Raw genomic sequence first — 18,629 nt, forward strand, 5'->3', positions numbered from 1 at the left:
CCGGCATCACCTCCCGGGCCCCGCCCACGCCTCGCCTCGCCCCACGAGGCCGGTCCCGCCCGGCCAGGCCCCGCCCGGCCGGAGCCACCCGGCCCGGCCGCCGCCCGGCCGGAGCCACCAAGCCGGAGCCACCCGGCCCGCCCCGGCCCGCACCCCCCAAGGGCGGGCCGGGGTGGGGTTATCCCCCGGTTCGGACGCCGACGTGCTGGATGGTCGTGGTTCGGCGGGGGCGGGAGGGTGGTGGGGAGCGGTCGAGCGAGGGAGAGGAGAGGGAGCGGTGGGGAGTCGTGGGGTGGGTGAGGTGCTGCGGGCGCCCGTTCAGGGGCGGTTCTGGCGGGAGCTCGGGTTCGTGCTGCTCGGGATGCCGCTCAGCGTCCTGTACTTCTCGCTCGCCGTGACCGGGGTGAGCATGGGGGCCGGGCTGCTGGTGACCTTCCTGGGGGTGCCGTTGCTCGCCGGGGTGCTGGCCATGGCGCGCGGCTTCGGGCATCTGGAGCGGACCCGGGCGCGGGTCCTGCTGGGCATGGACATCGCCGATCCGGCGCCGGTGCGGGCCGCGCGGCGGCCCGACGAGTCCGAGGGCGGAGTCATGCGGTGGATCGGCGCCGTGCTCAAGAGCGGCAGTGCCTGGCGGCACCTGCTGTACTCGCTGATGCACTTCCCCTGGGCTGTGTTCTCGTTCTGCCTCGCGCTGACGCTCTCGACCGTCGGCTGGGCCCTGCTGCTGCACCCGCTCTGGTTCTGGGTCGTCCCGGCCTACACCGACCAGCCCGGGCTGCTGCTCTTCCAGAACGGCGACCACACCTACGTCCTGGACACCCCGGCGCGGATCGCGGCCTCGTGCCTGTTCGGCCTGCTGATCACCTTGTCCACCCCCTGGGTGGTCCGTGCCCTGGTCACCGTCGACAAGGTGCTGATCGGCGGCCTGCTGGGGCCGTCCCGGCTCGACTTCCGCGTGACGGAACTGGAGTCGGACCGGGGCGTCGTCGCCGACACCGCCGCCGCCGACCTGCGGCGCATCGAGCGGGACCTGCACGACGGCGCCCAGGCCCGGCTCGCCGCGCTCGCCATGGACCTCGGCCTCGCCAAGGAGAAGCTGGCCGAGGACCCGCGGGCCGCCGCCCGCCTGGTGGACGAGGCCCACGGGGAGGTGAAGACCGCGCTCAAGGAGCTGCGGGACCTGGCCCGCGGGATCCACCCGGCGGTGCTGACGGACCGGGGGCTGGACGCGGCGCTGTCGTCGGTGGCGTCGCGGTGCCCGGTGCCGGTGCGGGTGCGGGTGGACCTGCCGGCGCGGCCCGCCGCGGCGATCGAGGGGCTCGCGTACTTCACCGTCTGCGAGCTGCTGCGGAACGTCAGCAGGCACGCGGGGGCGCGCAGCGCCACGGTCGACGTGTGGCGCAGTGGCGACCGGTTGCTGCTCCAGGTCGCGGACGACGGCCGCGGTGGCGCACGGCCGACCGAGGGCGGCGGGCTGAGCGGGCTCCAGGAACGCCTCGGGGCGGTGGACGGCGTCCTCGTCGTCCAGTCGTCGCCTCCGGCCGCCGCTCGCCCCTCCGACTCCTCCGTCGAGTCCCCCGCCACCTCCTCCCACGAGTCCACCACCACTTCTCTCCGGCCCCCCGCCGCCTCTCCCCGGTCCCCCGCCTCCCCCGCCTACGCCGCCGCCACCGGCCTCCCCGCCGGCACCACCGTCACCGCCGAGCTTCCCTGGCGCGACTGAGCCCCGCCCCCGGCGCGGTCGGCCCTCCGGGCGTCGACACCGCCCGCGCCCGGCCCCCCGATATCCCCGCCGATTCCACTCGGCGACCGGCATGCTTGGCACAGCGTGCGCCGTGCATGCCGATCGATCGAGTGGAACAGGAGCGCCGGAGCCGTGGAAGACAGGGTGCGGGTGGTCATCGCCGAGGATTCAGTGCTGCTGCGTGAGGGCCTGACCCGGTTGCTGACCGACCGGGGCATTGACGTCGTGGCCGGCGTCGGGGACGCGGAAGCCCTGCTCAAGACGGTGTCGGACCTGGCGGGGCAGGGCGCGCTGCCCGACGTCGTGGTGGCCGACGTGCGGATGCCCCCCACCCATACGGACGAGGGCGTACGGGCGGCCGTCCAGCTGCGGCGGGAGCACCCGGGCATAGGCGTGCTGGTGCTGTCGCAGTACGTGGAGGAGCGGTACGCCACCGAACTTCTGGCCGGTTCCAGCACCGGAGTGGGCTATCTGCTCAAGGACCGGGTAGCCGATGTCCGAGAGTTCCTTGACGCCGTCGTACGGGTGGCCCGCGGCGGCACGGCCCTGGATCCCGAGGTCGTGGCGCAGTTGCTGGGCCGTAGCCGCAAGCAGGACGTGCTGGCCGCGCTGACCCCGCGGGAGCGGGAGGTACTGGGCCTGATGGCTGAAGGCCGGACGAATTCGGCGGTCGCCAGGCAGCTTGTTGTCAGTGACGGTGCGGTCGAGAAGCACGTGAGCAATATCTTCATGAAGCTGGGCCTCTCGCCGAGTGACGGGGATCACCGCCGCGTGCTGGCCGTCCTCACCTATCTGAACTCGTGAGTAGCTGACACACTTTCAGATGAGGGGTTGATCGTCTCATTCGGCGTTCCACCATGTGAGAGGTCCAGGGAAGGGCACCCTTACGGACGTAGGGTTGGCCTTGGAACCCACGCCTCGAAGGAGGTCCAGTTCAGTGACCAGCCAGGTCAGTAGCCCCGCCGAGCAGACCGGGGGCGCAGAAGGGGCAGAAGGCGCAGAAGGGGCTGTCGTGGGGGGACCGCGAGGCTCCCAGGGGCCGGGGGGCAAGGAGGTCCGCCGCCTCGATCGGGTGATCATCCGGTTCGCGGGTGACTCGGGTGACGGTATGCAGCTCACCGGTGACCGGTTCACGTCCGAGACGGCGTCCTTCGGCAACGACCTGTCGACGCTGCCGAACTTCCCGGCCGAGATCCGGGCCCCCGCCGGCACGCTGCCGGGCGTGTCCTCGTTCCAGCTGCACTTCGCCGACCACGACATCCTCACCCCCGGCGACGCGCCGAACGTCCTGGTGGCGATGAACCCCGCAGCGCTCAAGGCGAACCTCGCCGACGTGCCGCGCGGCGCGGAGATCATCATCAACACGGACGAGTTCACCAAGCGCCCGATGGCCAAGGTGGGCTACGAGACCTCCCCGCTGGAGGACGGGTCGCTGGACGCGTACAACGTCCACCCCGTGCCGTTGACGACGTTGACGGTGGAGGCGTTGAAGGACTTCGGGTTGTCGCGGAAGGAGGCCGAGCGGAGCAAGAACATGTTCGCGCTGGGTCTGCTGTCGTGGATGTACCACCGGCCGACCGAGGGCACGGAGAAGTTCCTGCGGCAGAAGTTCGCGAAGAAGCCCGAGATCGCCGAGGCGAACGTGGCCGCGTTCCGCGCGGGCTGGAACTTCGGGGAGACCACCGAGGACTTCGCCGTCTCCTACGAGGTCGCCCCCGCCACCACCGCCTTCCCCACCGGCACCTACCGCAACATCTCCGGCAACCTCGCCCTGGCCTACGGCCTGATCGCCGCCTCCCGCCAGGCCGACCTGCCCCTCTACCTGGGCTCCTACCCCATCACCCCCGCCTCCGACATCCTCCACGAGCTGTCCCGCCACAAGAACTTCGGCGTGCGGACGTTCCAGGCCGAGGACGAGATCGCCGGGATCGGCGCGGCGCTGGGCGCCGCGTTCGGCGGGGCGCTGGCCGTCACCACCACCTCCGGCCCCGGCGTGGCGCTGAAGTCGGAGACGATCGGGCTGGCGGTCTCGCTGGAGCTGCCGCTGCTGATCGTGGACATCCAGCGCGGCGGCCCCTCCACGGGCCTGCCCACCAAGACCGAGCAGGCCGACCTGCTGCAGGCGATGTACGGGCGCAACGGCGAGGCCCCCGTGCCGATCGTGGCCCCGCGGACCCCGGCGGACTGCTTCGACGCCGCCCTGGACGCCGCCCGGATCGCGCTGACCTACCGCACCCCGGTGTTCCTGCTCTCCGACGGCTACCTCGCCAACGGCTCCGAACCCTGGCGCATCCCCGACACCGAGGACCTGCCGGACCTGCGCACCCGCTTCGCGACCGGCCCCAACCACACTCTGGCCGACGGCACCGAGGTGTTCTGGCCCTACAAGCGCGACCCCCGCACCCTGGCCCGCCCCTGGGCGGTACCGGGCACCCCGGGGCTGGAGCACCGCATCGGCGGGATCGAGAAGCAGGACGGCACCGGCAACATCTCCTACGACCCGGCCAACCACGACCTCATGGTCCGCACCCGCCAGGCCAAGATCGACGGCATCGACGTCCCCGACCTCACCGTCGACGACCCCGACCGCACCGCCCGCACCCTCGTCCTCGGCTGGGGCTCCACCTACGGCCCCATCACCGCGGCCGTGCGGCGGCTGCGCACCGCGGGCACGCCGATCGCGCAGGCGCACCTGCGCCACGTCAACCCCTTCCCGAGGAATCTCGGCGAGGTCCTGAAGCGCTACGACAAGGTCGTGGTGCCGGAGATGAACCTCGGGCAGCTGGCCACCTTGATCCGGGCGGAGTACCTGGTCGACGCCCAGTCGTACACCCAGGTCAACGGCATGCCCTTCAAGGCGGAACAGCTCGCGAAGGCTCTTGAGGAGGCCATCAATGACTGAGGTCACGGTTCCTGACGGCAGCCGGCTGCTCTCCCTGGTGCCCAAGGCCGAGGGCCGGCAGTCGATGAAGGACTTCAAGTCGGACCAGGAGGTCCGCTGGTGCCCCGGCTGCGGCGACTACGCCGTCCTGGCCGCCGTCCAGGGCTTCATGCCCGAACTCGGCCTGGCCAAGGAGAACATCGTCTTCGTCTCCGGCATCGGCTGCTCCTCCCGCTTCCCGTACTACATGAACACCTACGGGATGCACTCCATCCACGGCCGCGCCCCCGCCATCGCCACCGGCCTGGCCACCTCCCGCCGCGACCTGTCCGTCTGGGTCGTCACCGGCGACGGCGACGCCCTCTCCATCGGCGGCAACCACCTCATCCACGCCCTGCGCCGCAACGTCAACCTCAAGATCCTCCTCTTCAACAACCGCATCTACGGCCTCACCAAAGGCCAGTACTCCCCCACCTCCGAAGTCGGCAAGATCACCAAATCCACCCCCATGGGATCCCTCGACGCCCCCTTCAACCCCGTCTCCCTCGCCCTGGGCGCCGAGGCCTCCTTCGTCGCCCGCACCGTCGACTCCGACCGCAAACACCTCACCGAGGTCCTGCGCGCCGCCGCCGACCACAACGGCACCGCCCTCGTCGAGATCTACCAGAACTGCAACATCTTCAACGACGGCGCGTTCGAGGTCCTCAAGGACCAGGAGCGGGCCCAGGAGGCCGTGATCCGGCTGGAGCACGGCCGGCCGATCCGGTTCGGGGCCGACGGCCACAAGGGCGTCGTACGCGACCCGGCCACCGGCGACCTCCAGGTCGTCGAGGTCACCGCGGAGAACGAGGCACGGATCCTGGTCCACGACGCCCGCGCCGCCTCGCCGACCACCGCCTTCGCCCTCTCCCGCCTGGCCGACCCCGACACCCTGTTCCAGACCCCCATCGGCGTCTTCCGCAGCGTCGAGCGCCCCGTCTACGACACGCAGATGGCGGAGCAGCTGAACGCGGCGGTCGAGCAGAACGGCAAGGGCGACCTGGCCGCGCTGCTGGCCGGCAACGACACCTGGACCGTCGTGGGCTGACCGGGCCGAACGCCCCAGGGGCCCGAGCGCACCCCGCTCGGGCCCCTTCGCATGTCCGCCGGACCGCCCCCGCGCGTCCGGGCCGGCAGAGGGACGTCGCAACATGTCATGACTGTCTTCAGCCCACGGACATGACATCCGGGCCTCCCGGCGATACCGTCGTGAGGTTGGCTTGAAGTCGTCCAGGAGGCTCCGTGAAGGCAGAGACCACCGAGCAGCGCGCCGGCCTGCTCTACGGCTTCGGCGCGTACGGGATGTGGGGCCTGGTGCCCCTGTTCTGGCCGCTGCTGAAGCCCGCCGGGGCCGTCGAGATCCTCGCCCACCGCATGACGTGGTCCCTGGCCGTCGTCGCCCTGCTGCTGCTCGCGATGCGGCGCTGGGGCTGGATACGCGACCTGGTCCGGCAGCCGCGCAAGCTGGCCCTGACCGCGCTGGCCGCCGCCGTCATCACCGTGAACTGGGGCGTGTACATCTGGTCCGTGAACAACGGCGCCGTGGTCGAGTCCAGCCTCGGCTACTTCATCAACCCGCTGGTCAGCATCGCCCTCGGGGTCATGCTGCTCGGCGAGCGGCTGCGCCGCGCCCAGTGGGTGGCGGTCGGCATCTGCGTGGTCGCCGTGGCGGTCCTGGCCGTCGGGTACGGGCGGCCGCCGTGGATCTCGCTGGTGCTGGCGTTCTCGTTCGGGACGTACGGGCTGATCAAGAAGAAGATCAACATGGGCGGTCTGGAGTCGCTGGCGGCCGAGACCGCCGTGCAGTTCCTGCCGGCCCTCGGCTACCTGCTGTGGCTGGGCTCCCGCGGCGAGTCCACCTTCACCGCGCAGGGACCCGGGCACGCCGCCCTGCTGGCCGTGACCGGCCTGGTCACGGCGCTGCCGCTGATCTGCTTCGGCGCGGCGGCGATCCGGGTCCCGCTCTCCACACTGGGTCTGCTCCAGTACCTGGCGCCGGTGTTCCAGTTCAGCCTCGGCGTCCTGTACTTCCACGAGGCCATGCCGCCCGAGCGCTGGGCCGGCTTCTCGCTCGTCTGGCTCGCGCTGACCGTCCTCACCTGGGACGCCCTGCGGACCGCCCGCCGCTCGCGGGCCGCGCTCGCCGGCTCCGCGACCGTGACGCCCGCCGGTCCCGCCAACCCCGCCTCCCCCGCCGGCGCGCCGGCCGCGCCGGCCGCGCACGAACCGGCGTAAATCCACCTGCACCAGCCCCACGATCCCCGCCATGGGCCACCCATGGCGGGGATCGTCCGTTATGCGAACTACGCTGACCGATTCCTGACCTTGACGGTGTGTCACACCGTCACTGACGATCGGGCTCGCACTGACGCTCCAACCTCGTACGTTCCGTTCCCATCCCCGTTCGGAATCACGGAGCCCCCACATGAGCCTCTCCGTCTCCCGGCGGCTGGCCGCGGTGACCGCGTTCGCGGTCGCCGGGCTGTTCGCCTCCACCGCCCCCGCGGCCCTCGCCGCGCCGACGGCCGTCACCGCGGCGCCCACGCCGCCCGACATCCCGGTGGCCAACGTCAAGGCCCACCTGGCGCAGTTCCAGTCCATCGCCACCAGCAACGGCGGCAACCGCGCCCACGGCCGGGCCGGCTACAAGGCCTCGCTCGACTACGTGAAGGCCAAGCTGGACGCGGCCGGCTACACCACCACGATCCAGACCTTCACCTCCTCCGGCGCCACCGGCTACAACCTGATCGCCGACTGGCCGGGCGGCGACCCCAACTCGGTGCTGATGGCCGGCTCGCACCTGGACTCGGTCAGCTCCGGCCCCGGCATCAACGACAACGGCTCCGGTTCGGCGGCCGTCCTGGAGACCGCGCTCGCCGTCTCCCGCGCGGGCCTGCAGCCCACCAAGCACCTGCGCTTCGGCTGGTGGGGCGCGGAGGAGCTGGGCCTGGTCGGGTCGAAGTACTACGTGAACAACCTGCCGAGCGCGGAGCGCGCGAAGATCTCCGGCTACCTCAACTTCGACATGATCGGCTCGCCGAACCCGGGCTACTTCGTCTACGACGACGACCCGACCATCGAGCAGACCTTCAAGACGTACTTCGCGGGCCTGAACGTCCCCACGGAGATCGAGACCGAGGGCGACGGCCGCTCCGACCACGCGCCGTTCAAGAACGTCGGCATACCCGTCGGCGGCCTGTTCACCGGCGCCGGCTACACCAAGACCGCGGCCCAGGCGCAGAAGTGGGGCGGCACCGCCGGCCAGGCCTTCGACCGCTGCTACCACTCCTCGTGCGACACCACGGCGAACATCAACGACACCGCCCTGGACCGCAACAGCGACGCCGTCGCCTACGCGATCTGGAACCTCGGCGCGGCCACCCCGGTCCCGCCCGGCCCGTCGTTCGAGAACACCACCGACGTCAGCATCCCGGACTCCCCCGGTGCCGCGGTGACCTCGCCGATCACGGTCTCCGGTGTCGCGGGCAACGCCCCGGCCACCACCAAGGTCGACGTCAACATCGTCCACACCTACCGCGGTGACCTGGTGATCGACCTGGTCGCCCCCGACGGGACGGCGTACCGGCTGAAGAACTCCTCCAGCTCGGACTCGGCGGACAACGTCGTCGCGACGTACACGGTGAACGCCTCCAGCGAGGTGGCCAACGGCGTCTGGAAGCTCCAGGTCAAGGATGTGGCCGGGGCGGACGTCGGCTACATCAACAGCTGGAGGATCACCTTCTAGGCCGGAGCCCCGCCCGGGGCCCCCGGTGCCCCTCCCGGTGCCCCGCCCGGAGCGCCCCCCGGAGCCGCCGCCGCGTCCAGCGGCGGCGGCTCCTTGATGTGGGCGCGCAGCTCCTCGGCCACCGCCGCCACGTCGGCGCGGCCGAGCTTGGCCGCCTCCACCAGATCGCCGAGCACCTCGGGCGGGGGCAGCTGCTCGGCGCCGGCCACGCGCAGGTACGAGCGGGTGGCGGCGGCCGCGTAGAACTCGTTCATCGGCGACTCCAGCGCCGGGCAGACGGCCAGCGTGTGCAGGAACGCGGCGGCCCGCCACGCGATGTCGGGGGCGGGCTGCTCGGGCACGAGGACCAGGTCGTTCTGGTGCCGGGCGACGGCTGCCACCACGCCGGAGGGGTCCCACACGGCGGGGTCGGACGGGAGGTGGTGGGCCAGAGCGGTCCAGGCCCACTCCATGGTGATCTTCAATTGCCGAACCGCTCCTGGAAGTAGCCCCAGTGGACCGCGAACTCCTCTATGCCGGTCAGGAAGTCCGTGCGGTCCTGGTCCAGTTCGCGTTCCGTGACCTCGGTGATCAGCGCGGACACCGTCGTCCCCAGGGCCGCCGCACGCGCCTTGAGGCGGTCGTGGAACTCCTCGTCCAGGCGGATGGTGACGTGTCTCGACATGCCCTTCACGGTACGGCACGGCGACGGGCCGGGACACCCGGTCCCGGCCCGTCGCCCGTGCTCCGAGGCGCGCTCGCCGGCTACTTGTTCGCCTCGGCGGCCTTCACCAGCGCGTCCTTGGTGACGGCGCCGACGTAGACCTTGCCGTCGTCCGTGACCAGGGCGTTGACCAGGCGGGTCGACAGCACCCGGCCCTCGCCGAAGCTGCCGGAGACCTTCTCGCCGAGGGAGTTCAGGAAGTCCTGGGCCTGCTTCGGCGCGTTCTTGTCGTTCTCCAGCTCCTTCAGGCCCTTGCCCGCGCCGGAGTCGATCCGGGCGATGGTCGACCAGCCCTCGCCGAGGATCCTGGGCTCGCCCTGACCGCCGGCGCCGCCGGTCAGGCCGTCGAGCCCGGGCAGCATGTCGAGGCCCTTGAAGCCCTTGTCGAAGCCCTTGCCGGCGTGGTCGCCACCGCCCTCCACGACCTTCGCGCCCTTGGGCGGGGTGAAGTCGAACGTGCCCGCCGCCGGGGCGGCGAACTCCACCTTGGTGAAGCCCGCGTCCACGATCGGCTTGCCGCCCTGGCTGGAGAGCAGCTGGAAGCGCAGCGGCACGCCGTTCTTGGCGTCGACCGCGATCTGGACCGAACCGACCGTGGAACCGGCCTGCTTGGGCTTGAGCACGAGCTGGTAGGCGTCCCGGCCGGCCACCTGGGCGGTCTCGCCGACACTGACGTCGGTGGTCGGGCCGGCGGCCTTCAGGGCCTCCTCGGCCAGCTGCTTGGGCGTGGAGGGCATCCGGTCGGCGGTCTTGTGCTCCTTGCCGCCGCTGCCCTGCCGGTCCTTGCCGTGCCCGCCCTGGCCCGCCTCCGGGTTCTTCTCGTGGAAGACCTCGTTCGACTTGCTGTCGTAGCCCCAGACCTCGTCGCCGTTGTGGACGAAGGAGTACTCGTCCTTGCCGTCGAGGAAGGTCACCTTCTGCCGGTCCGGGCCGTCGGCGGCCACCTTGAAGGTGTGCGTGCCGTTCGCCAGCTGGGCGATCTTGTCCTCGGGCGAGGCCGAACCGCCGGTCATCCCACCGCCGCCCAGCAGGCCGGACGCGATCTTCGGCAGGCCGAGGTCGGTGCTGATCCTGGCCGTGCCGGACAGCTGCTGCACGTCCGAAGCCGCGATCTTCTCGATGAGCTCCTGCGCCGTGATCTTCGGCAGGTCCGGGCTGCCGGCGTTCGCGAAGGCCGGGACCATCGCGACGGTCGCCGCGGCCACACCCGCCACCGCGATCGGTACGGCGTACCGCGCGGCCTTGCGAGGAGTCTTCGTGTTGCCTGCCATGTCAGTGACCTGCCCTCTGTGTCTTGGGGCGGCGACCGCCGTGTCGCCGCGCTCACCCGATCCGGTGGGGTTGGTACATCCATCTGACCAAATCGGGCCCGCCGCGGCGTCAGCCCGCGGAGCCAACTCCGCGTACGACCCTGGGATGACATGACGAGGCCCCTCCGCCTACGTCCCGTAGGGGTCGGAGGGGCCCGGTGCGCCGGCTCGCGCCGCTCAGCCGGCGCGGTGCACCACCGCGTCGCACAGCTCCACCAGCGCCGCCTTGGCGGTGCAGTCCGGCAGCGGCGCCAGCAGCGCCCGCGCGTCCTCGGCGTAGCGCACGGTGTCCCGGCGGGCCTGCTCCAGGGCCGGGTGCGCGCGCAGCCGGGTCAGGGCCTCGGCGAGCCGGGCGTCGTCCGTGAGGTCGCCCTCCAGCAGGCGTACGAGGTCGAGGTCCTCGGCCCGGCCGTCGCGGGCTGCGGCCTCGCGCAGCCGCAGCACGGGCAGGGTCGCGATGCCCTCGCGCAGGTCGGTGCCGGGGGTCTTGCCGGACTCATGGGCGTCGGAGGCCACGTCGAGGACGTCGTCGGCGAGCTGGAAGGCCAGGCCGAGCCGCTCGCCGTACTGCGTGAGGATGTCGACGACCCGCTCGTCGGCGCCGGACATCATGGCGCCGAAGCGGCAGGAGACCGCCACCAGCGAGCCGGTCTTGCCGGCCATGACGTCCAGGTAGTGCTCGACCGGGTCGCGCCCGTCGCGCGGACCGGCGGTCTCCAGGATCTGACCGGTCACCAGCCGCTCGAACGCCTCGGCCTGGATGCGTACGGCCTCCGGGCCGAGGTCCGCCAGGATGTGCGAGGCGCGGGCGAAGAGAAAGTCACCCGTCAGGACGGCCACGGAGTTGCCCCAGCGGGCGTTGGCGCTCTCCACACCGCGCCGCACGTCCGCCTCGTCCATGACGTCGTCGTGGTACAGCGTGGCGAGGTGGGTCAGTTCCACGACCACCGCGGAGGGCACGATGCCCGGGGCGTAGGGGTCGCCGAACTGCGCGGCCAGCATCACCAGCAGCGGCCGGAAGCGCTTGCCCCCGGCCTTCACCAGGTGCTGGGCGGCCTCGGTGATGAAGGGGACTTCGCTCTTGGTGGCCTCCAGCAGACCCGCCTCGACGGCGGTCAGTCCCGCCTGGACATCGGTCTCGAGAGCCTGGTCCCGCACGCTCAGTCCGAACGGCCCGACGACGGTCACGAGGGGTACTCCTGTCTGCTGCCGATCACGTTGACGATCACCTGGATTGTCGATGTGTCGCTGCCATCACTCAAGCCAGCGTATCCCGTCCGTTTTCGATCACGGAGAGCGCCTGTCCGGACCTGTCGGGCGCACTGCCCGAAAAGCGCCGGTATGTTCGTCGAGAACAGAAATCCTCATGGATGCCCGGAGAACCTGTTTTGTCGATCCGCAGCGCGTTCCCCTACGAAACCACCCACGAGGACGTCCGCATCCCCCTGCCCGACGGGACCCGACTGTACGCCCGCGTATGGCGCCCGCTGACCGAGGAGCCGGTGCCGGCGCTGCTGGAGTACCTGCCGGACCGGCTCACCGACTGGACCGCCCCGCGCGACGCCCAGCGCCACCCCTGGTACGCCGGACACGGCTATGCCTCCGTACGGGTCGACGCGCGCGGCCACGGCAACAGCGGCGGGCGGCCCGGCGACGCGGACGACGCCCGGGAGCAGGCCGACGGCGCCGCGGTCGTGGAGTGGCTCGCGCGGCAGCCGTGGTGCACGGGCGGGGTCGGGATGTTCGGGATCGCCCGGGGCGGCCGCACCGCGCTCCAGGTCGCGGCCCTGGCGCCACGGGAGCTGAAGGCCGTGGTCGCGGTGTGCTCGACCGACGACCCCTTCGACGACGACGTGCACTACACGGGCGGCTCGCTGCTGGCGGTGGACCTGCACGCGGGGGCGGCGACGGCGCTGGCGTACACCGCCCGGCCGCCGGACCCCCGGTACGCGGGCGAGGACTGGCGGGAGCGGTGGCTGGACCGCCTGGAGTCCGTCGAGCCGCCGCTGCACACCTGGCTGGCCCACCAGACCCGGGACGACTACTGGCGCCGCCGCAGCGTCCGCGAGGACTACGGGGCCGTGCGCGCGGCGGTGCTGGCGGTCGGCGGCTGGCACGACCCGTACCGGGACGCGGTGCTCCGGCTGGTCGAGCACCTGCCGGCGGACCGGGTCCGGGGGATCGTGGGGCCCTGGTGCCACCAGTACCCCGACCGGGGGCTGCCGCCCGGACCCGCGATCGGCTTCCTGCAGGAGACGCTGCGGTGGTGGGACCACTGGCTGAAGGGCGCGGGGACGGGGGTGCTGGACGAGCCGCTGCTGCGCGCGTGGATCAGCGCCTCGCACCCGCCGGCGACGACGTACGAGGTGCTGCCGGGCCGCTGGGTGGCCGAGCCGGCGTGGCCCTCCCCACGGGTCGCTCCGGTGGCGTACGGGCTCCAGGGCGAGCCGGTGCGGGTCGCCTCGCCGCAGCACACCGGGGTGGACGCCGGGCGGTTCGTCCCGTCCGGCAACGAGGCGGACCTGCCGCCCGACCAGCGGGAGGAGGACGCGAGGTCGGCGTGCTTCGAGTTCGCCGTGCCGGGACCGGGGCCGGTGGAGGTCCTGGGCCGGCCGCGGGTGACGCTGCGGCTGCGGATGGACGTGCCGTACGGGCAGGTGGTGGCACGGCTGTGCGACGTGGCGCCCGACGGGGCCTCGACGCTGGTCACGCGGGGCGTGCTGAACCTGTCGGCGCGCACCGGGCGGGACCGGGTGGTGCCGTGGGCCCCGCCGGGGGCGGAGGAGGAGGTGTCCTTCGACCTGAGCGCCGTCGGGCACGCCTTCGCGCCCGGGCACCGGATCCGGCTGGCGCTGTCGTCGGCGTACTGGCCGTGGGTGTGGCCGCGGGCCGGCTCGGAGGCGGGGTGGACGCTGGTGCCGGGCGCCAGCCGGCTGGAGCTGCCGGTGCGGGCACCGGCGGGGACGGCCGCGGGGACGGCAGCGGGGGGCGAGGCGGACGGGACGGCCGCGGGGGGCGGGGCGGACGGGGGTGTGCGCTTCGAGGAGCCCGAGCAGGCCCCGCCGCTGGGGGTGTCGGTGCCGGTGACGCTGGACGAGCCGCGGCCGGAGCGGTTGGTGGTGCGCGACGTGGCGCGGGGGGTGTGGCGGGTGGAGGTGGACCCGCGCCCCGGAGGGACCCGGTTCCACCCCGACGGCCTGGAGGTCGGCGAGGACGCGCAGGACGTGTACGAGATCCAGGAGGCGGATCCGCTGTCCGCGCGGGCCCGGTCGGACCGGCGGATCCGCCTGCACCGTCCGGAGTGGGGCTGGGACGTGCGGATCACGTCCCGCTCGGAGGTGGAGTGCGACGCGGGCGCGTTCGTCACGCAGAACGAGCTGATGTGCGAGGAGGTGACCCCCGAGGGCACCGAGGTGGTCTTCCACCGCACGTGGGAACGCCGCCTGCCGCGCGCCGCGACCTGATCCGGCCCGATCCGAAAGAGACGGCCTAGGCGAAGAGCCGTTCCAGGACCACCGCGACGCCGTCCTCCTGGTTGGAGAGGGTGATCTCGTCCGCCACCGCCTTGAGTTCCCGGTGGGCGTTGGCCATGGCGACGCCGCGGCCCGACCACGCGAACATCGGGATGTCGTTCGGCATGTCGCCGAAGGCGATGGTCGCCGCCGCCTCCACGCCCAACTCCGCCGCGGCCAGGGCCAGGCCGCTGCCCTTGTCCACGCCCGGCGGCTGGAGCTCCACCGTGTGCTCCCCCGCCATCGTCACGTTCACCAGGTCCCCGACCACGCCCCGGGCCACCCGGGTCAACTCGTCGTCGTCCAGCTCGGGATGCTGGAGCAGCACCTTGTTGATCGGGGCCGCCCACAGCTCCCCCCTGCGGCCCACCCGTACCGTCGCCAGGTGCGGATGCGGCATCCGGTAGCCCGGGGCCATCAGCATCTCCACGTCCACGCCCACGCGGTTGACCGCCACGTAGACCTCGCCGATCTCCGCCTCGATCTTCCCCAGCGCGACCTCCGCCAGGTCCCGGTCCAGGGCGACGGAGTGCATCACCCGGCCGCGCGCCGCGTCGTACAGCTGCGCGCCCTGTCCGCACACCGCGAGCCCCCGGTACCCCAGGCTGTACAACACGTGTCGGACCTGGGGAACCGGGCGCCCGGTGACGATGATGTGGTGCGCGCCCGCGGCGCGCGCCGTCGCGAGCGCCGTGTACGAACGGCGCGAGACGGTGTCCCCGGCGCGCAGCAGAGTCCCGTCCAGGTCAGTGGCGATCAAGGCGTAGGGGAGGGCGGAAGTCACCCGGCCAAGGATACGGACCCCCTCGGACAAGTCCTACAAATAGCGCCCCAATCCGGCCTCCCACAGACCCCACCCGCAACGTAACGTGTGGCCTGTCTCCCGGGACACCCCCGGATCGTGTGGAAAGCGAGGCGGCACCCATGCCCCAGCAGAGCCCCCTGGACGTGCCCGAGGGCGACCCGTTCGGCCCGCACAACCTGCCCTACGGCGTCTTCTCGACGCCGCAGGACACCACGCGGCGCCGTATCGGCGTACGGCTCGGCGGGCATGTGATCGACGCGGGCGCCGTGGCCCGTGCGCTCGGTTCGCCGTACGCCGATGTGCTGAGCGCTCCTACGCTGAACCCCCTGCTGGGCGCCGGGCGCACCACCTGGCACGACGTGCGCCGGGCGCTCACCGCCTGGGTGACCGACCCCGGACACCGCGCCGCCGTCGAGCCGCACGCGTACGCGCTCGCCGACGTCACCCTGCACCTGCCCTACGAGGTCGCCGACTACGTCGACTTCTACGCCAGCGAGCACCACGCCACCAACGTCGGCCGCATCTTCCGCCCGGACGGCGACGCGCTCACCCCCAACTGGAAGCACCTGCCCATCGGTTACCACGGCCGCTCCGGCACGATCGTGGTCTCGGGCACGGACGTCGTACGGCCCTGCGGGCAGCGCAAGGCCCCCGCGGACCCCGCGCCCGTCTTCGGTCCGTCCGTGAAGCTCGACATCGAGGCCGAGGTCGGCTTCGTCGTCGGCACCCCCTCCGCGCTCGGCGAGCCGGTGGCCCTGGGCGACTTCCGCGAGCACGTCTTCGGGCTGTTCCTGCTCAACGACTGGTCCGCGCGCGACATCCAGGCCTGGGAGTACGTCCCCCTCGGCCCGTTCCTGGGCAAGTCCTTCGCCACGTCGGTCTCGGCCTGGGTGACCCCGCTGGAGGCCCTGGACGCGGCCCGGGTGGCGCCTCCGGCGCGCGACTTCCCGCTGCTGCCCTACCTGGACGACTCCGCCGAGGACATCGAGGACGGCGGCTTCGACCTGCGGATCACCGTCTCGATCAACGGGCAGGAGGTGGCCCACCCGCCGTTCGCCTCCATGTACTGGACCGCCGCGCAGCAGCTGGCGCACATGACCGTCAACGGGGCCTCGCTGCGCACCGGTGACGTCTACGGCTCCGGCACGGTCAGCGGCCCCGAGGTGAACCAGCGCGGCTCGCTGCTGGAGCTCACCTGGAACGGGCGCGACGCGATCGAGCTGGCCGAGGGCAAGCGCACGTTCCTGGAGGACGGCGACGAGGTCACCCTGACGGCCTGGGCGCCGGGTCCCGACGGCATCCGCGTGGGCCTCGGGGACGTGACCGGCAGGATCGTCGCGGCCCGCTAGGACGGCGGCCGGGAGGCGGCGCGCCCCCCATTCGGGGGCGCGCCGCGTGCACGCAGGGGCCCGTCCCCCACAAGGTGGACGGAAGGCGGGCCGGGGAGCCCGCACCGCGTCCCTCCGGCCAAGGAGTCCCGATGCCCGCACGTCCCCTGAAGGCCGCGCTGATCGTCGCCGCCGCCGCGTCCATAGCCCTGGCCGCCGCCCAGCCGGCCGAGTCCGTCGACGGCCCCGCACCCGACCACCGCGACCGCCGGGCCATGCGGGACATGGCGGCGGCGCTGCGGGTGACGGCCAAGTACGTGGACGAGGCGACCGCGATCAGGGACGGCTACGAACGCCGCGACGAGTGCCTGAACGACCCCAAGGGCTCCGGCGCCATGGGCTACCACTACGTGAAGTGGTCGAACTGGGGCTCGACCGACCCCGCCCGCCCGACCACCTTGGTCTACGGCCCCGAGAAGGGCCCGCGCGGCGGCCGCAAGCTGTACGCGGTCGAGTGGATGGTCTCCGACCGCGACCAGGACCTGACCACCAAGGACGACCGCCCGAAGATGTTCGGCCTCGACTTCGACGGCCCCATGCCGGGTCACTGGGCCGGCATGCCGAAGCACTACGACCTCCACATGTGGGCGTACAAGAAGAACCCGGCCGGGCCCTTCCACAACTGGAACCCCGACGTCACCTGTCCCACGTCATCGCATACTCACCCGTGAGACTGGCTGGTCGTCCTGCCGGGGGGACGCGCACGAGGCCGGCCACGCGACGTCGTCGATGGCGAGCCACGGCGCAGCGGCCACCGCGGTGGGTGTCACCCCGGTGAACGCCTTGACCTCGCGGTGGAGGTGGGCCTGGTCGGTGTAGCCGCTCTCGGCCGCCACCCGGGCGGCGGCGTCACCCGCCGCGAGGAGATGGGCGGCGTGGTCGAAGCGCACCAGCCGGGCGGCGTGCTTGGGGGTGAGGCCGATCTGGGACCGGAAGCGGGACCACAGACGCTTACGGCTCCATCCCACCTCGTTCGCCAGGCTGTCGACGCGCACCCGTCCCCGGCTGCTGCGCATCAGCCGCCAGGCGGCGGCCACCTCCGGATCGAGCGACGGGCGGGCGCTCATCCGCCGGCCGAGGACGTCCGCTGCGATCGTGAACCGCTCGTCCCACGACGCGGCGGCCCGCAGCCGTTCCTCGGTCCTCCCGGCATCGCGGCCCCAGACGTCCTCCAAGGAGACCACCGTCCCGCTGAGGTCCGTCGACGCTCCGAACACCGCGCCCGCCAAGGCCGGTGACAGCCGGATCTGGAGGCACTCGATCCCCCCGGCCGTCCGGCCCCCGAGCCGAAGGTCGCCCGGTACCAGACCAACGACCGTGCTGCCGCACTCGCGTCGGCCGTCGGCGTCGTGGACAAGGCTGTCTCCGTCGCTCAGGTCCACGAACACCGTCACCGAGGGGTGCGCGACCATGGCGATGTCCACGCCTGCCTGAGCACGCTGGCGGAACCCGGCCATGCTCACCCCCGGCAGCCGGCCCGGCCGGCGGGGCACGGCGACCTCCACCGACGCCCAGTCAGGTGGTGATGCGGCGGACTTCACAGCACCAGGCTAGGCGATGGCTGTCAGCGGCCCGCCGCCGCGAAGCGCAGCAGCAACTCGCTGGTCGCCTCCGGCGCTTCGAGCATGGGGAAGTGCCCGACGTCGGGCAGCCGTTCGACGCGCGCGTGCGGCACCGTGTCGTACTGGTGCGCCGAAGACGGATCCCAGCGGGGGTCGGCAGCGCCGAAGATCACCAGGACCGGGACGTCGAGTGCGCTCAGGCGCGCGGGCACGCTCCTGTCGGCGATGTACGCGGTGTTGTGGCGCAGCACCGTCCTGAACGTGCCGTACCCGATGCCCCGTACGTCGGCGACCAGGTCGTTCGGGACGTCCACCGGGCGGTTGCACACCGCGGTCACCCCCCGGCGGAGCATCGCGTCGGAGCGGACTCTCCAGAGAAGCGGGCCGAGCGGCGGGTCGATCAGGACCCGGAGGAAGGCGGGCTGCGGAAGGAGCGCGTCGGAACTGGGACCACTGCTGATCAGTGCGAGCGAACCCACCAGGTCCGGGCGCTGTTCGGCGAGGGCGGTGGCGATGTACCCGCCGCTGGAGTGCCCGGCCACGGTGACCGGACGAAGACCGAGCTCATCGAGCGCCCCGGCCAGCCTGGCCGCCTGCCCGGGCACGTCGTACGACGTCGCGGGCGGGGACTGGCCGTGGCCCGGGAGGTCGATCCGGACGACGTGATACCGGCTGGCCAGTGCCGGCACCACCGGGCCCCAGGAGCTGCCCGAGGCCCCCGATCCGTGGATGAGTACCAGCGGCGGCGCCTCCCGGGGGCCGTCGTGGACCACGTGCATCCCGTGCACCTGCTTACCTTCGTAAAGAGCCATACACGGGAGGGTGCCGGGGCCGCCGGCCCCCGGTCTTGTACGAATGTCGTCACGGCCCCGGCCCCGGCGTGGGCGCCGACGGATCGACAGCACAGGGCCCGGCTCCCCAGGAGCCGGGCCCTGCCGCG

The 18,629-nt window shown here is 72.4% G+C and carries 16 protein-coding genes; 9 read left to right on the plus strand and 7 right to left on the minus strand.

What is annotated here, in order from left to right; genetic code table 11:
* The first annotated feature begins 361 nt into the window (after positions 1-361).
* The 6 genes from LG632_RS13935 (at position 362) to LG632_RS13960 (ending at position 8,409) form a co-directional block, all read left to right on the plus strand.
* Entirely contained in the window at positions 362-1,723 is a 1,362-nt protein-coding gene (locus tag LG632_RS13935; RefSeq protein ID WP_374203476.1) for a sensor histidine kinase, read from the plus strand.
* Positions 1,724-1,888: 165 nt separating this feature from the next.
* Entirely contained in the window at positions 1,889-2,548 is a 660-nt protein-coding gene (locus LG632_RS13940; RefSeq protein WP_308108413.1) for a response regulator transcription factor, read from the plus strand.
* A gap of 133 nt (positions 2,549-2,681) precedes the next feature.
* Entirely contained in the window at positions 2,682-4,646 is a 1,965-nt protein-coding gene (locus tag LG632_RS13945; protein WP_226727356.1) for a 2-oxoacid:acceptor oxidoreductase subunit alpha, read from the plus strand.
* Complete coding sequence (locus LG632_RS13950; protein WP_226727357.1) at positions 4,639-5,712, plus strand: 2-oxoacid:ferredoxin oxidoreductase subunit beta; 1,074 nt, start codon at positions 4,639-4,641, stop codon at positions 5,710-5,712. The genes LG632_RS13945 and LG632_RS13950 overlap by 8 nt, the downstream gene beginning before the upstream one ends.
* A gap of 194 nt (positions 5,713-5,906) precedes the next feature.
* Positions 5,907-6,899 carry an EamA family transporter RarD gene (gene rarD, locus LG632_RS13955; RefSeq protein WP_226727358.1) on the plus strand — a complete coding sequence of 331 codons (993 nt, stop codon included), beginning with the start codon at positions 5,907-5,909 and terminating at the stop codon, positions 6,897-6,899.
* Between the two features lie 190 nt (positions 6,900-7,089).
* Positions 7,090-8,409, plus strand: coding sequence for a M28 family metallopeptidase (locus tag LG632_RS13960; protein WP_226727359.1), 1,320 nt, complete (start codon positions 7,090-7,092; stop codon positions 8,407-8,409).
* Here the strand turns inward: LG632_RS13960 and LG632_RS13965 are convergent.
* The 4 genes from LG632_RS13965 to LG632_RS13980 all read right to left on the minus strand — a co-directional run bounded on the left by LG632_RS13965 (position 8,406) and on the right by LG632_RS13980 (position 11,610).
* A complete protein-coding gene (locus tag LG632_RS13965; protein WP_226727360.1) occupies positions 8,406-8,873 on the minus strand; it encodes a hypothetical protein in 468 nt (155 codons plus the stop codon). The two genes, LG632_RS13960 and LG632_RS13965, sit on opposite strands and share 4 nt — an antisense overlap.
* Positions 8,870-9,073 (minus strand): YlcI/YnfO family protein, encoded by a 204-nt coding sequence (locus tag LG632_RS13970; protein ID WP_226727361.1) that lies wholly within the window; start codon positions 9,071-9,073, stop codon positions 8,870-8,872. Before LG632_RS13970 ends, LG632_RS13965 begins: the two co-directional genes overlap by 4 nt.
* An 80-nt stretch (positions 9,074-9,153) precedes the next feature.
* Positions 9,154-10,383, minus strand: coding sequence for a LolA family protein (locus LG632_RS13975; RefSeq protein WP_226727362.1), 1,230 nt, complete (start codon positions 10,381-10,383; stop codon positions 9,154-9,156).
* 216 nt (positions 10,384-10,599) lie between these two features.
* The gene (locus LG632_RS13980) at positions 10,600-11,610 is read right to left on the minus strand and encodes a polyprenyl synthetase family protein (RefSeq protein ID WP_226727363.1); all 1,011 of its coding nucleotides are present in this window, start codon (positions 11,608-11,610) and stop codon (positions 10,600-10,602) included.
* Positions 11,611-11,792: 182 nt separating this feature from the next.
* Between LG632_RS13980 and LG632_RS13985 the strand changes: the two genes are divergently transcribed.
* On the plus strand, positions 11,793-13,886 hold the full coding sequence (locus LG632_RS13985; protein WP_374203473.1) for a CocE/NonD family hydrolase: 2,094 nt from the start codon (positions 11,793-11,795) through the stop codon (positions 13,884-13,886).
* A 25-nt stretch (positions 13,887-13,911) separates the two neighbouring features.
* On the opposite strand, the gene LG632_RS13990 is transcribed toward LG632_RS13985, so the two are convergent.
* A complete protein-coding gene (locus LG632_RS13990) occupies positions 13,912-14,718 on the minus strand; it encodes an HAD family hydrolase (RefSeq protein ID WP_226727365.1) in 807 nt (268 codons plus the stop codon).
* A gap of 140 nt (positions 14,719-14,858) precedes the next feature.
* Between LG632_RS13990 and fahA the strand changes: the two genes are divergently transcribed.
* Positions 14,859-16,088: a fumarylacetoacetase gene (gene fahA / locus LG632_RS13995; RefSeq protein ID WP_226727366.1), complete on the plus strand. Its 1,230-nt coding sequence runs from the start codon at positions 14,859-14,861 to the stop codon at positions 16,086-16,088.
* 131 nt (positions 16,089-16,219) lie between these two features.
* A complete protein-coding gene (locus tag LG632_RS14000; protein WP_226727367.1) occupies positions 16,220-16,798 on the plus strand; it encodes a hypothetical protein in 579 nt (192 codons plus the stop codon).
* Here LG632_RS14000 and LG632_RS14005 read toward each other — a convergent pair.
* On the minus strand, positions 16,778-17,668 hold the full coding sequence (locus LG632_RS14005) for a helix-turn-helix domain-containing protein (protein ID WP_374203474.1): 891 nt from the start codon (positions 17,666-17,668) through the stop codon (positions 16,778-16,780). The two genes, LG632_RS14000 and LG632_RS14005, sit on opposite strands and share 21 nt — an antisense overlap.
* A 23-nt stretch (positions 17,669-17,691) precedes the next feature.
* The gene (locus tag LG632_RS14010; protein ID WP_226727368.1) at positions 17,692-18,501 is read right to left on the minus strand and encodes an alpha/beta fold hydrolase; all 810 of its coding nucleotides are present in this window, start codon (positions 18,499-18,501) and stop codon (positions 17,692-17,694) included.
* Between the last annotated feature and the right edge of the window lie 128 nt (positions 18,502-18,629).

Source organism: Streptomyces antimicrobicus (assembly GCF_020532625.1).
GTDB lineage: Bacteria > Actinomycetota > Actinomycetes > Streptomycetales > Streptomycetaceae > Streptomyces > Streptomyces antimicrobicus.

What these genes read in the sequence shown, in the direction of transcription:
- LG632_RS13935 (WP_374203476.1), top strand. Translation starts at nt 362, where the DNA reads ATGCCGCTCAGCGTCCTGTACTTCTCGCTCGCCGTGACCGGGGTGAGC.
- LG632_RS13950 (WP_226727357.1), top strand. Translation starts at nt 4,639, where the DNA reads ATGACTGAGGTCACGGTTCCTGACGGCAGCCGGCTGCTCTCCCTGGTG.
- LG632_RS13960 (WP_226727359.1), top strand. Translation starts at nt 7,090, where the DNA reads ATGAGCCTCTCCGTCTCCCGGCGGCTGGCCGCGGTGACCGCGTTCGCG.
- LG632_RS13970 (WP_226727361.1), bottom strand. Translation starts at nt 9,073, where the DNA reads ATGTCGAGACACGTCACCATCCGCCTGGACGAGGAGTTCCACGACCGC.
- LG632_RS13975 (WP_226727362.1), bottom strand. Translation starts at nt 10,383, where the DNA reads ATGGCAGGCAACACGAAGACTCCTCGCAAGGCCGCGCGGTACGCCGTA.
- LG632_RS13985 (WP_374203473.1), top strand. Translation starts at nt 11,793, where the DNA reads ATGCCCGGAGAACCTGTTTTGTCGATCCGCAGCGCGTTCCCCTACGAA.
- fahA (WP_226727366.1), top strand. Translation starts at nt 14,859, where the DNA reads ATGCCCCAGCAGAGCCCCCTGGACGTGCCCGAGGGCGACCCGTTCGGC.
- LG632_RS14000 (WP_226727367.1), top strand. Translation starts at nt 16,220, where the DNA reads ATGCCCGCACGTCCCCTGAAGGCCGCGCTGATCGTCGCCGCCGCCGCG.
- LG632_RS14010 (WP_226727368.1), bottom strand. Translation starts at nt 18,501, where the DNA reads ATGGCTCTTTACGAAGGTAAGCAGGTGCACGGGATGCACGTGGTCCAC.